This is a genomic window from Blautia sp. HA9023 (genome assembly GCF_056504095.1).
In genome coordinates this window covers 71,677-84,532 of the sequence record NZ_JBWLUR010000004.1, presented here as the reverse complement: position 1 = coordinate 84,532, position 12,856 = coordinate 71,677, and the positions used below count along the sequence as shown (strand labels likewise).

At 37.4% G+C, this 12,856-nt stretch carries 19 protein-coding genes and 2 pseudogenes; 1 reads left to right on the top strand and 20 read right to left on the bottom strand.

All coding sequences use genetic code 11. The features are described from left to right. Positions 1–679: 679 nt before the first annotated feature. The 8 genes and pseudogenes from AC04Q6_RS04095 to AC04Q6_RS04060 form a co-directional block, all read right to left on the bottom strand. A pseudogene (locus AC04Q6_RS04095) lies at positions 680–1,336 on the bottom strand (response regulator transcription factor). Between the two features lie 261 nt (positions 1,337–1,597). Continuing rightward, a complete protein-coding gene (locus AC04Q6_RS04090; RefSeq protein ID WP_476389544.1) occupies positions 1,598–2,302 on the bottom strand; it encodes a CPBP family glutamic-type intramembrane protease in 705 nt (234 codons plus the stop codon). 69 nt (positions 2,303–2,371) lie between these two features. Beyond that, positions 2,372–3,088, bottom strand: a pseudogene (locus AC04Q6_RS04085) (AAA family ATPase). A gap of 93 nt (positions 3,089–3,181) precedes the next feature. After that, a complete protein-coding gene (locus AC04Q6_RS04080) occupies positions 3,182–3,373 on the bottom strand; it encodes a DUF6019 family protein (protein ID WP_059085796.1) in 192 nt (63 codons plus the stop codon). 63 nt (positions 3,374–3,436) lie between these two features. Beyond that, entirely contained in the window at positions 3,437–3,787 is a 351-nt protein-coding gene (locus tag AC04Q6_RS04075; RefSeq protein ID WP_117996831.1) for a DUF2116 family Zn-ribbon domain-containing protein, read from the bottom strand. 75 nt (positions 3,788–3,862) lie between these two features. Continuing rightward, complete coding sequence (locus AC04Q6_RS04070) at positions 3,863–4,045, bottom strand: hypothetical protein (RefSeq protein ID WP_118070527.1); 183 nt, start codon at positions 4,043–4,045, stop codon at positions 3,863–3,865. A 97-nt stretch (positions 4,046–4,142) separates the two neighbouring features. Further along, positions 4,143–4,772: a L,D-transpeptidase family protein gene (locus tag AC04Q6_RS04065; protein WP_412378387.1), complete on the bottom strand. Its 630-nt coding sequence runs from the start codon at positions 4,770–4,772 to the stop codon at positions 4,143–4,145. A gap of 46 nt (positions 4,773–4,818) precedes the next feature. Continuing rightward, a complete protein-coding gene (locus AC04Q6_RS04060) occupies positions 4,819–5,592 on the bottom strand; it encodes a peptidoglycan binding domain-containing protein (protein ID WP_476389543.1) in 774 nt (257 codons plus the stop codon). 531 nt (positions 5,593–6,123) lie between these two features. Here AC04Q6_RS04060 and AC04Q6_RS04055 point away from each other — a divergent pair. Further along, positions 6,124–6,537 carry a hypothetical protein gene (locus AC04Q6_RS04055; protein WP_044961941.1) on the top strand — a complete coding sequence of 138 codons (414 nt, stop codon included), beginning with the start codon at positions 6,124–6,126 and terminating at the stop codon, positions 6,535–6,537. A 109-nt stretch (positions 6,538–6,646) separates the two neighbouring features. On the opposite strand, the gene galT is transcribed toward AC04Q6_RS04055, so the two are convergent. From galT to AC04Q6_RS03995, 12 genes are all read right to left on the bottom strand, one after another. Beyond that, positions 6,647–8,137: a UDP-glucose--hexose-1-phosphate uridylyltransferase gene (galT, locus tag AC04Q6_RS04050; protein WP_114001673.1), complete on the bottom strand. Its 1,491-nt coding sequence runs from the start codon at positions 8,135–8,137 to the stop codon at positions 6,647–6,649. Then, positions 8,131–8,481 (bottom strand): DUF2500 domain-containing protein, encoded by a 351-nt coding sequence (locus AC04Q6_RS04045; RefSeq protein WP_158526443.1) that lies wholly within the window; start codon positions 8,479–8,481, stop codon positions 8,131–8,133. Before AC04Q6_RS04045 ends, galT begins: the two co-directional genes overlap by 7 nt. A 1-nt stretch (position 8,482) precedes the next feature. Beyond that, a complete protein-coding gene (locus tag AC04Q6_RS04040; RefSeq protein WP_092072164.1) occupies positions 8,483–8,662 on the bottom strand; it encodes a helix-turn-helix domain-containing protein in 180 nt (59 codons plus the stop codon). 425 nt (positions 8,663–9,087) lie between these two features. Then, positions 9,088–9,183, bottom strand: a complete 96-nt coding sequence (locus AC04Q6_RS04035) for a hypothetical protein (protein ID WP_179963059.1) — start codon at positions 9,181–9,183, stop codon at positions 9,088–9,090. Positions 9,184–9,210: 27 nt separating this feature from the next. Next, positions 9,211–9,690 (bottom strand): hypothetical protein, encoded by a 480-nt coding sequence (locus AC04Q6_RS04030; protein WP_118069955.1) that lies wholly within the window; start codon positions 9,688–9,690, stop codon positions 9,211–9,213. A gap of 61 nt (positions 9,691–9,751) precedes the next feature. After that, positions 9,752–9,946: a zinc ribbon domain-containing protein gene (locus AC04Q6_RS04025; RefSeq protein ID WP_055056113.1), complete on the bottom strand. Its 195-nt coding sequence runs from the start codon at positions 9,944–9,946 to the stop codon at positions 9,752–9,754. An 80-nt stretch (positions 9,947–10,026) separates the two neighbouring features. Then, positions 10,027–10,407 carry a DUF4825 domain-containing protein gene (locus AC04Q6_RS04020; protein ID WP_055056114.1) on the bottom strand — a complete coding sequence of 127 codons (381 nt, stop codon included), beginning with the start codon at positions 10,405–10,407 and terminating at the stop codon, positions 10,027–10,029. 92 nt (positions 10,408–10,499) lie between these two features. Continuing rightward, positions 10,500–10,832: a DUF1648 domain-containing protein gene (locus AC04Q6_RS04015; RefSeq protein WP_118069953.1), complete on the bottom strand. Its 333-nt coding sequence runs from the start codon at positions 10,830–10,832 to the stop codon at positions 10,500–10,502. Positions 10,833–10,891: 59 nt separating this feature from the next. Beyond that, complete coding sequence (locus AC04Q6_RS04010) at positions 10,892–11,080, bottom strand: hypothetical protein (protein ID WP_118069951.1); 189 nt, start codon at positions 11,078–11,080, stop codon at positions 10,892–10,894. 58 nt (positions 11,081–11,138) lie between these two features. Next, the gene (locus AC04Q6_RS04005; protein WP_118069949.1) at positions 11,139–12,116 is read right to left on the bottom strand and encodes a hypothetical protein; all 978 of its coding nucleotides are present in this window, start codon (positions 12,114–12,116) and stop codon (positions 11,139–11,141) included. 88 nt (positions 12,117–12,204) lie between these two features. Next, positions 12,205–12,408 (bottom strand): PF20097 family protein, encoded by a 204-nt coding sequence (locus AC04Q6_RS04000; RefSeq protein WP_015524992.1) that lies wholly within the window; start codon positions 12,406–12,408, stop codon positions 12,205–12,207. A 114-nt stretch (positions 12,409–12,522) separates the two neighbouring features. Then, positions 12,523–12,840 carry a DUF3784 domain-containing protein gene (locus AC04Q6_RS03995; RefSeq protein ID WP_302471560.1) on the bottom strand — a complete coding sequence of 106 codons (318 nt, stop codon included), beginning with the start codon at positions 12,838–12,840 and terminating at the stop codon, positions 12,523–12,525. Positions 12,841–12,856: the final 16 nt, after the last annotated feature.

Sequence of the window (12,856 nt, the reverse complement as noted above, 5' to 3'; positions counted from 1 at the left end):
ATGGATGTTAACGGGGTACGCATTACATGGGAAAGTGCCCCCATGAGCAGCTCCTGTTTCTCTGCCACTTCCTGTAGCTTCTCCATCTGTTCGCAACATCTTCGCATCATCATATAAATAAAAAGGCCGGCTGATCAGGAACACAGACAAATAAATTCCCAAACGTCAGACAGCGGTCTGTCTCAGCTCTGCAAAAAGCCCTGTGACTTCCCGAACAGAGAGGACTTCGTCTTCCTTCCGGTCTGGATGATGGCTCCAGCTTCTGGAGAAGGAGGTATTTCTGTCCCGGAGACTTTCTGTATCTTGTAGGCATAAGGCATCTCCCTTCATCCTTTAAGCCTAAGTTTTCGAGCCCCACAACTTTATAATCTGTCAGGTTTTCAATTGACGGCATTGCTTTTTCGGTCGATGAGAGCCATGCCTTCCCCACGGCATCGCTGCGAACTGAAAGCCCATATAAGCCCGCTTTCCAGTCTCGGACATCTGCTCATATATGTGCATCCCAAAATTGTTCCAGGAGTGTCTTGCCATTTTCCAGCTGTCTTCCGTCCAGGTCTCTGCAGGCATTATTGAGGCTTCGTTTTCCTGTGATATAAAGACTTAGCGTTCCCACTGGGATCAAGGCACATAATAGCGTTACCAGCATAAGAAGTACCGTTCAGTTTCCACAGCTTCATCCTTATTCCTCCAGACGGTATCCAAGTTTCGGGATCGTCCTGATCTCATCATAAAGTTCCAGCTTTTTTCTGAGCTGTCCGATATGGACATCCACCGTCCTGCTTTCTCCCAGTAGTGTCTCCCCAGACCCGTTTTAACAGTTCTTCTCTTCCAAGCGCAATGTTCTTATTTTGCAGGAGCAGCACAAAGAGGTCATATTCCATTGGCTTTCAGGCTTACCGGAAGCCCGTCTTTGTAGACCTGATGGCTTTCCATGTCCACCAGGATGTTCCGGACCGTTAAGACTTTCTTGGCCCGTCCCGTCCTCTCCAGTACCTTCTCAATGCGTACCAGAAGTTCCAGCATCTCAAAAGGTTTTACCATATAATCTTCCGCACCCAGCTTTAATCCCTTCACCTTGGAAGCCACATCATCCTTTGCAGTCAGGTAGAGCACCGGAATATCTTTCTTTTTAAAATCCTCCATAAGTGCAAATCCGTCTTTTCCCGGCAGCATGATATCCACCACTGCCATATCTGCATCCTCATGCCATGAGCAGCCGCTGGGCTTCTTCCCCATCATAAGCTGCCACAGTCTCATATCCTGCCGCTTCCAGATTCATGCACAGCAATTCTGAAATTGCACGGTCATCTTCTATCACCAAAATTTTATTTTTCATTCCCGTTGCCACCTCTAACGCTTTTCTATAGTATAGTTTCTTATATCCCAAGTCTACATTGCATTTGTTCTTGCCTTCTCATCATTTATACGTATCAGGGCACGATAATGTGACCAGCTCAATTCAGGACACAGTGTGTCTCGAATTAGAAAAGTACAATAAAACTGAAATTATAGATTTTTGTCCCTTTTCTTTTTTGCCATTACGAATCCAAACATTAAAATCAAGTTCATAAACAGTACAACTATGCCACCTTCAATTTTACAGCTGCCACCCGACAGAATTTGAATTTCCACTAATTACCATGTTGAACAAATGCGGATAATCTTCTGCTAATGATACTCCACCCAAAATAATTGCACCAACTCCATTCCATAAAAAATGGATTACAATCGGAGCAACTAAGGATTCCGTGTATTCCAAAACTGCCGTCACGAAAAGACTCATCGTTATAACGTTTAGTACAGGAAGTATTCCTGCCTCAAAAGCCCCACCATGTGCAAATGTAAATAATCCGGTAGATATAAGGACAGCGACAACTATGTTGTAATTATTTTTTATCATCTGATATAAGTAACCACGAACTAACACTTCCTGCATAACGCTATTGATAAAAGCTGAAAATAACCATAACCAAAGCATAGAAATTTGGTTTCTGCCATTAATATGTATGGCCCCTGTTAAAGATAATATTACAACAGATACTCCTAACCAAATAGCTCCTGTGATACACCCAAGTACGATATTATAAACAGGTTTTCCAGTCAGATGTAATCGTATGTTTCTTTTATCTATTAACCAGAAAATAATTGTAAAACCAATAACTGACAATAATGGAATCAATTCTGCCCAAAATCTCCAGACTGCCGCACTTTTTGTATCTGGTATAGGCAAAATTGAAACACATATAGCCCAGCCTACAAAAAAGGCAAACGTTTTTAATGATACCAATACTAATTTCTTCATGTAATATTTTCCTCTACAATCCAGATTTTCTTAATTTCACAAACTTGAATCCGTCGATTCCTTTCTTGTCTAATCTGTTAGCAATTTATCCAACAGCATCTGCCTGTTGTTTATGAACATTTCTGTTATCCGATAGCTCTCTGTTTCTTCATATTCGCATAAATGTATTCGTCCATCATCAAAACAATAGATATCTGCATCAGGTATTCCTAACAAAATTGGCGAATGCGTAACTATAATAAACTGTGCTCCCTCTTTTGCACAACTATATATTTGCATCAACAATGTAAGCTGTCTCTGGGGGATAATGCAGCTTCAGTGTTCGTCAAAAAGATACAAGCCATTTGGACGCAGATTATTCTGTGCCAATGCGAGAAAACTCTCTCCATGTGATTTTTCATGATATTTAGCGGAAGGATGTGTGAGATCCGCATATTCTTCTTCCTTCGTTGCAACATTATAAAAACTTTCAGCCCTAAGAAAATAACCCCACTTTTCCTTCCGATAGCCTTTGGAAATTCTTATCGCATCACACAATTCTGAATGTGTATCATGCGTAGAAAAAACATAATTCTTTGTTCCACCCTCCGGATTAAAACCATGTGCTACAGCAAGTGCCTCCAATAAAGTAGATTTACCACTGCCATTTTCTCCGACAAAAAAGGTAATTGGTTTATTGAAAACAAGTTTTTCAATCCCTTTAAAAGCCTTAATTCTATTTAAATAACTATCGTTATCAATTCTATTCCAATCGAATATTACTCCTTGTAAGAATTGATCATTCATCTAATCACCTGCCTGTAAAAAACACTTTCTAATCTACCTTTTCTTGCTCTTTGGACAAGAAGCATCATTCGCTCTAAATAGCTCGGTCAACTTTTATTTATCTTCTAACTCAAATCCGAGTTCTTTCAATTCTTTTTCGTTTCTGACATCTTCTTCCGTTTTCTTTCCAGTAATGGCACTGTAGGCTTCTTTGATTCCATTTTTCACTGCCCATTTGATGACGAAATACAGCGCAATTAAAATAATAATTGCGGTTCCCCCGCTTAAACCTAATTCATTCCACATAATCATTAACTCCTCCGATTTCGTGACTTTCAATTTATTTTCAATTTTGCAGGCTGGGATTTATCATTGAATAAAACACATCCATACTCCAACTGCTATAATCAATATGCCTGATATTCTTCCTGCGAATTTTGACTTTTGATATCCTAGAAAATTAATTGTTTCAGGAGTTGTAAATGGCAATAAAACAACATCTATACCCATTACTACAATCCCAATTCCTATTATAAAGACATTATTGTTAGAAATAATGCCATAAAACATAACTAAGAATCCCAAAATAATGCCTAATGTAAAATACTTGATTTTATGGCTGTCTTTATCCATCATCTTTTCATAACAATTTTCACATTTACTGTTACAAAATTCAAAATTATCATTGAGTTTTTTGCCACAATATTTGCATTTTTTCACACTCTATTCCTCCATAATTTTCGTTTTGTCACTAACATGATATCATATTTTTTCCTCAATTACATCCACCTAATTTTAATACACTGCCATTCGTTTTGCTTCTGTAACCAGCATCCTCTTGCTTTTCTCCTGCAAGATTTCCTTTGCATCTTCATCAATCGAATAGTTCTCATTTGTCTCGATTTTTTTCGGTTGCCGGTCAAAATGGTCAAAGACTTCTTTCCATATCTGGACGGAACATACACACTTTTCTTCCATGAAATTATTGCTGATAATTATAAAAAAACAGAAGACCAATTAAGATCTTCCATTTTATAAACAAACCTCTATATAAAACGATATATCCTGCCCATTTTTAATAAAAACAGACAATCGGCACACTTTCGTCTATCCTATTATAAAGTTCTGCCGCTTTGTCCGCCGGAAGATTAATGCATCCATGGGATCCACCACCTTCTCGGAAACGATTTCCTCCAAAGTATGGCTGCCATGAAGCATCATGAAACCCGATCCCCCCATTAAAAGGCATCCAGTAAGTTACTGGTCTTTCATATTCATATTTCCCATTTTCCAACATCTTTCCTTTCAGCACAGATGGACTTTTCTTGTAATACAGTTGAAAAATTCCCGGTGGTGTCTGCCGTTCTGCATACTGCATATCTCCTGACACAATATCCGATTCCAAAATGATCGAACCATCCTGATAGTAATATAAATGCTGTGCAGACAGGTCCACTTCAATATACGTGCTGCCTATATCATTCATACCCCGTGCATTTGCCCGCATAGCGTATACCGGTTCCCGGTTTATCTGTACTCCTGCAATCATTTCCTGCATAATGGTTTCTATTTCCTTTTCCTGATCGATCTTCCATCCATAAACGGAACTATACACCTGAACAGTACGTCCGCTTGTTGTACAAAATTCCCTCTCTGTATTTACGGTATCATGTGTGGCAGCCAGCTTTGCCACATATTCTGCCACGTACTGTCTCAGTTCATCCTCATTTTTTTGCAGCCGTCCTCTCTCATCAAAAATGAGCCAGTTTCTTGATCTCGTCCCCCTCCAATGTTACCGTTTCTTCTCCAAATATATATACGATTTTGGTCCGGATCAGATTTTGGCATTCTTCCAATGAATTTTTAAGATCTGGATCATCTTTCATTACTGCCGCTTTTACATAAACAGCCGGACAGCTATTCAGGTCAATCGTTCTTTTTTTGTCAGTAATCGCTTCTGACAGTGCCTGATAAGCTCCATTGAAATCCAGGGTATTCCCTTCTGTTTCCGGTACGATTTCAAACTTCGAATCTTTATAAGCTACATAAGCATCTTCTGGTGCTGTCTGATTCTCTTTTTTTACACATTCCAGTTTTTCCATCTGTTCTTTTAACTTCACTTTATCATAGGTCATGTTTTCCTTGGCTGTATAATTTTGCTTTTTCCAAAATCCCCGAACCCATTTATATGGTTTTTGTTCATCCAGATATTGGGAAATACTGCCATCCGAAACATAACGATATCCGATCAATTTTCCATTGATACTCTGTGATTTCAGATTTCTTGCCTTTACTTCCAGCAGATAATCCTCTGCTTTTTTAGCAACCGCCTGTTCTGCCTCTTCCGATGTTTTTCCAGAACAGTTAATTCCATTGATCGTTGTTCCCCGAAAAAATCTGTCTGAATAGTAATAAGACATTCCTGCATAGCCAGCCATAGCAAAGAACACTATGATGACAGTGATCATTATCCACATTTTTTGCTTTCCATTATCCTTACCGGTTATCTCTTTTCTTTTTCCCATCCATGCCCCCTGTTTTTAACGATAAACAGCATTCAGACAAACTTTTTAAATCGTCTGATTTTAATATCTCCGATTTAATAAAAAATAACCAAGGCTGCTGGAAAAAACATTTTCTTTTACAAACAGTAAGCTGATTTCTACAAAACATTTTTCCCCTGCTCTTTTACGGATAGGAACACCGCATCATCATTTATCTCACATTTAGCACTTTTGGGGTACTTTCAGACACTTTCCTTTTTCTCTGTGAACAGAACCCTGAAAACAGGAAAAAAAGGGCTGCCATGACCGGTCAGGGATTTTTCATCCTTGACTGATTCACGACAGCACCTAATCAGATCTCACTTATTTTCTTCTATACAAAATCGCTTCTCTGTTTTCTCCTTCTGTCCGGCCGGATTATACACGTGTTTGTTTTACACTAATCAGATGCAGATACAAGCAAATCGGTTCTCATAATAATAAATTTTTTCTTTCTATCGAATTTTCCTGGTTCATTTGATAAAATGTCCTTATCTAACAGGAGGTGATTTTTTGAAAAGAGTATTTGATAGTCCTTTTTTGAATAAAGCTGCACTGGTGCTGATCTGGCTTCTATTAATGGGCGGGACATTCTTTTATGCCAATAAAAACTATTTTCTTTACCATGAAAATCCAAATTTAATCAAAGCAGACGGATATTATCTTTATAATTTTGGTAGTCCGCGTCATTATTACTGGGCACTGCCTGTTAAATTCACCCATGAAGGCAAAGTATATCATTCTCAGCTTCCTTTAGATATACGAGATGAAAGTTCATCCTGTACTGTAGATCTTCGCATTTACATACCGGCAGATTCTTCTGGCAGTGCATTTGCATTCCGAAACAATATCACCATTCCTGCACTATGGAGGATCTTTATTTTTGTTCCACTGCTACTTCTTCTTACATCTAAAAGAAAAGCCTAGGAAGGTTTCACACCTTATAAAAAATATTCTATTTTCATCATCTTCCTTAAAAAAAAATGGGAGGTTTCACTTACCTCCCATTTCCCAAAGAATCCTTTTATTTCAATTTTTATAATGTTTCAAGAAAACGCATGAATGCTTCTCTTCCCTCGGTCGTACATTTGTATACTCCTGCATCTTCCAGAACATGGGTAAATACGATTCCAATCTCTTTCTGAAGAATGCCATGGATGTTTTCTTTTGTGATTTCCGGATATTTCGGAAGGAACTTCTTAACCCACTCTGCATGTTTCTCAATCTGCTCATTTGAAGAAATATCTTTGCCTTCAAGAATATACTCTTCCAAAAGTTCCATCTCACCTTTTAATCTGGCCGGAAGAACTGCAAGGCCCATAACTTCGATCAGGCCGATATTCTCTTTCTTAATATGATGATATTCTGCATGCGGATGATACACACCCAGCGGATGTTCTTCTGTTGTAATGTTGTTTCTTAATGTCAGATCCAATTCGTAGATATCCCCTACTTTACGTGCAATTGGTGTAATTGTATTATGAGGCTCTCCATTGGTTTCAGCATAAATAAATGCTGCTTCATCCGTATAACCTCTCCATACTTCCAGCACATGTGTTGCCAGATCTACCAAACGGTTAGAGTCTTTATGACGAATACGAAGTACAGATAACGGCCATTTTACAATTCCAGCCTCTACATCTTCAAATCCCGGAAGTACCACGTGCTGCTCAATTGGTGCTTTTGCCATTGCAAATGTATAATGTCCACCCTGGAAATGATCATGGCTTAAGATCGAGCCGCCTACGATCGGCAGATCTGCATTAGATCCAAGGAAATAATGCGGAAACAGTTTTACAAAATCAAACAGTTTAATGAATGCATTTCTCTCGATTTTCATTGGAGTATGCTGGCCGTTAAACACAATGCAATGCTCATTGTAATACACATACGGAGAATACTGGAATCCCCAAGGAGTATCATTGATTGTGATCGGAATAATCCTGTGGTTCTGCCTTGCCGGATGATTAACACGTCCTGCATATCCTTCATTTTCCGGGCAAAGAAGACATTTCGGATAGCTTCCGGATTTTACATTCCTTGCCGCGGCAATTGCTTTTGGATCTTTTTCCGGTTTGGACAAATTGATGGTAATGTCAATCTCACCGTATGGACTGTCTACCTTCCACTTTTGATCCTTCTCTACGCGATATCTGCGGATATAATTGCTGTCCTGACTCAGTTTATAAAAATAATCGGTTGCTTCCTTTGGGCTTTCTTTATATTTATCCCAGAATTCTTTTTGCACCTGGCCCGGACGCGGCATCAGACAGTTCATTAATCTGGTATCAAATAGATCCCGGTATACAATACTGTCTTCGATCAGTCCTCTTTTTACAGCTTCGTCCAGCAATTCGCCCAATGTTGTTTCAAGATTAACAGGTTCCTCAATGCTGTCCGGTTTCTCATAGTCATCCTCATGAAAAACGTCCAGCAGAAGATTTGTTGTGTAATTTCTTTCACATTCTGGTGTCAGACCTGTTGTAATCCCATACTGTACCAGTTTTGCAATGCTTTCACTTAACATTTTTCTTCCTCCTGTGCTTCACTTTTAAATTTATATTTTTGGTAACATATATACCGATTTCCCTGATAAGTCAGCATACCTCGATCGCCTTTTTCCAATTCACGAAAATCTCCCTGTTGCATTTGAAATTCCATCAAACTTCCATCTGTCATCTCAAATACAACGCGAAACCAAGGTACATGTGATTCAGACTGCATATGGGTATAGATTCCTTGCTTCTTTTCAACTACAGTCGCATCAACAGATTCAACTGCCGCACTGCTGTTATTGCCAAAACTTAACAACATTTTGGTAAATACAAACATCATGATTATGAGTGCTGCTATACAGATTATAAATGCCATCCTATTTCTCCATTCCAGATATTTCATCCTGGGTCTGACTTATATATTGTTCATGATAAAGATTCCGGTATTCCCTTGACGTTACTTTATATCTTTCACGAAATACCCTGTTAAATGTCCTTTGGCTCTCAACTCCTGCATCCAGGCAAATGTCTGTGATGCTCTTACCAGTACATTCCAATTAATCTCCTGCAAATTTTGTCTACTTTTTCTTCCCATTTGGCAAGTAATATACGTCTTCTGATATTATAATGTGCTTGTAAGATAAAGAAAGGAGGAAAAAGAAATGAAAAGATTTAAAGCATACGTCAACTACCTCATGAACTTCTATGCCAACTACTTCAGAATTTACCCCTATATGTAAAGGACATTCCTGCCATCACAGGAATGTCCAATACGGAAACCCAGTTTCAATGGTTTCCCTTATTATACTCTAATTTAGTTGCATTTGTACATGAACAGGATTATCGAAAACATAGACAAAATTGAACAGAATTATGAAAATACTCTTACCACTTTTTTGATTTGTAAACCACTTATTAGCAGACGGATCCGCCAATGCTGAAAACGGATAGGCCGTTTTCCTTTCAGCTTTCAATTTGTCCATTAATAATCTCTGAATTTCCATACATCTGATGGATTTGCATTTTTCATCCTCAGCATTCTTTGAAGCTGCTCTTCTGTAAACCACAGATCGTGCAGTATTTTCCGAAATATAGAGGCTAGATATCAGACCGCTTCATTGCAATTATAAACTGTTGATTTACCAAGATTATTTACATATACGGTAATCAAGTCACCTTTCTTAAGATCCGGATTTTCCCATACCAAACGGCTTTTGTGATAATACACTTTATCATGATATGTAAAACTATATAAAATCCTGTATGGAATCTGTCTTCTATATCTTGTGTATTTTTGCAAATATACTTTTTCTACCAAGCCCTTCACTTTTGTACCATTTTCGATTAATTGTAAATGTAATTTATCAAGCTTTGCAGTATAAATTCCAAGAGCAGCACTTATTATACACAAAAGCACTCCCGTTATAGAAAACACAGTTCCCAACATGTCTGGATTCTGAATGCCTGAGTTTACTGCTGGTTTTAATATCCCAAGAAAACTTAAGACACCGGAAACAAGAAAGAATATTCCTATCCAAGAGAAGATAACTCTCAATAAATCTTCTGTATAGTTAAGTTTTTTCATATTTATTTTCTCCACAAGCATTCCATCAAAATTTTTTATCCTGTTTCAATCATATCTAATTTTACTTCAATTTAGTTAAATCCTCTAAATACATTTCTGTATGTCCACACTCTGGACAGACTGCAACTTTAACATCATCTATAGTTGTCGTTTTTTGTTTTTCATCTACATCTACAACGATCCCATAGCCACCGCCATTAACTTTAAGTCTTAAATCCGCTCTCATGACTGTTCCACACTTTTCGCATTTTCTCATTGCTGTCCTCCAAATATATGTTTCGCTTTCCTATTTTTCTTACTATATAATAGCAGACAAAATATTAACCACTGAATGATCTACCGTTCATACGATGCAATGATTTCCTTACTATCCGCTATTTTATAATCAAGCGTTTCCAAATTACCAATCAAATCAAATGTCATATCCGCATTAACTTGCAATTCATCTTCAATCTTAACTGCAGACGGCTCAACTTTTAGAAATACTGTTAATCCATAAGGCTTCGTTTCAGACTGTATCTGTATGCTATCATAAGAATATCCTTCCGGATACTCTTGCCCACTTACAATATTTATAACATTCGAAGAATCTCCTACATAATCTGTCTTGTACTGTGACAGGTCAGGAATCTCGTACAGTTCTTCTTTTCTGCCACATGCAGAAAGCAATATTGCTGATACCGTAAATAAAATAATTGGAATTACTTTTTTCATCATGAACCAGCTCCTCTTCACACTTTGATATAAAACAGCCTGCTCAATGAACCAGAAACTGCCATATATTTGCTTCTTTATTTATAGATCAGCCTTTAAACAAACGAAGCATAAATCATAAAAATTTCTGCAATCAAAATAGTTCCTAAAACACAATCAATCATCAGGTTATATTGACCAACTGTTAGCCAAGTTTTCGAATGCATCAGAACATACTTTACACTTTTTATACCACTCAAGATCGTAACTGTCAGAAGAAGTATCGGCATTAAAAAAATTTCCATCTTATTGCCAAAGTCATCTGCTGCTCCATTTCCAGCAAAGTGAACAGGAATAATCTCCGGTAAGAAAAAGAAGCTTATTATTGCAATCGCAATTCCAACGATGCAAATTCCCCATGTTAATTTCCTGCTGCTTATACCATCCATAACAGTGCCTTCCTCTCATATGTCAGATACTGGTATTTACTCAAAGCCCTCTAATAAGCTTACTTTTTGAGCAATTCTATAACAACCCAGCATGTAGCTATTGTTTGCATCAGAAAAACGAAATCACACACATATTTCATTCCAAATTTCATAGAAGAGCTCCCAATCAATCCAAAACCTATGTAAGTCGCACCTATGCTGAATATCAAAGCCAGAATACAAATAAGTACCTTATATTCTTTTTTCATATCCCTTTCCTCCCACATCTACATTAATTTGTTGATAAAGATTTAAGGTTCCATATTTCTATTTTACATGAAGAATATGCTGCCTTGCCTCATCCGGAACGATATCTAATAAATATGTTTCCTTAGAAGAAATTTTTTCAAGAAACTCATCCAGTAAATTTTCTTCCTTACCTTCTGCTATTGGCAGAAGTTCCTCATACAAAACTGTAGGAATTCCAATAGAATACTTTTCTTCCTCATATACGAGTGAACCAAATGTCCAGTTTTCTTGTTCCTCCGGACATAATTCCATGATTAACTCAACGATCGGCAAATAATGATACATTTGTAGAAAACTTAAATTGACTTTTATCTGTGTCGTTCCACCCTCTGGGTCTTTTTCCGTTATCTCTATTCTCTTTCCTGTTACGGTCATTACAACTAAAGAATTTTTTGGAAGTTTTCCATTTATCTTATCTATTGATTTTGCTTGAATATAACCACGTTCCATAGCATTTGAACTATAAGTGCTATAACCTTTTGATTCGAAAACACCATAATAACGGTTCGAATTGTTTATTGCTATTAGATCCGGTGATTTGTATGTAGTTTTTCCATTAGCTGAAAGAAATCGATGTTTTTCTATGGGTGGCTGTGAACTGAGTTTTAATACCATTGATAAATGAACCATATACTCATAACCATATTTTTTCTTTCCAAGTACCGTAGTAAGTATCATTCCAATCCAATAATTAATTGCACCAATTTCTGTACTATCCAAATAGACTTTTCTTGCAGGATCGAATAAAAGTTCTCCATTTGGCGATAAAGCAACATATGTTTCAAACAGTTTAATTTTGAAATATATCTCCTCTTTACGATTTCTTTTGTTCGCCTTGTTCAAATATATATCTGGCATCCCAGCTGACACAATAGCATCCATTAGTTCCACTCCGGTAAATGACAATGTTCCATTGCTTCTTTTATTGTGGTCAGAAATTTTTCCAGGTTCCAGATACAAATCTATATAGTAAATATCTCCACGTTTTATCTTCATTGCCTAATTCCTCACAATTAATCATAGTTAAATTTAATTAGTTCCCATATCTATCACATAAATCATATTTTTCAAAGAATTAAAAATCTCAATATTCGTAAGAAACAATAATCTTTCTGCAAAAATCACAATTATAGGCAGCTATGCGGTCTCCAGATATCCTTGCTGCCAACTCTGGATCCGTATTTAACCGCAAACTCTCAGAGCCTTCTTTCCACTCCAGTCCTGCCCCTGCACCAACCGCATGCAACTGACCCTTTCGCATTTTTCCTTCACAATATGGACATCTCATATTCACGTCATCTCCTTTAAGTAATTAAAACTCCTCTTGTTCCCGAGAATTATCCTGTTCCTAGATAGATTGTATATCTCCTTTCGCATATGTCTTTCGCCTAAATGTTCTTTTCTATTTTTCTCGTTTCTTACGTTCTTTCATCAATAAAACAAATTGAACGGTCCATATTACACACGCTGCCAGACACCCAACTCCACTATATAAAAAATCTATGGCTGCACCGGCTACAAATGGCAGTGCCATCCACATCATCCGATTTCCATATACTCTGCACATTTCTTTTTCATCATACTGTTTTCGTTCTTCCTTAGATTTCATATTATAGCCAGACAAAAATGCAACGGCCTTTCCATTTGATTTTACAAAGCAGATTCCGAATAAAAACATAATCACTGCCATTCCCAAATCAAAGATAACACAGATTATCATTGCAGACACCTCACTT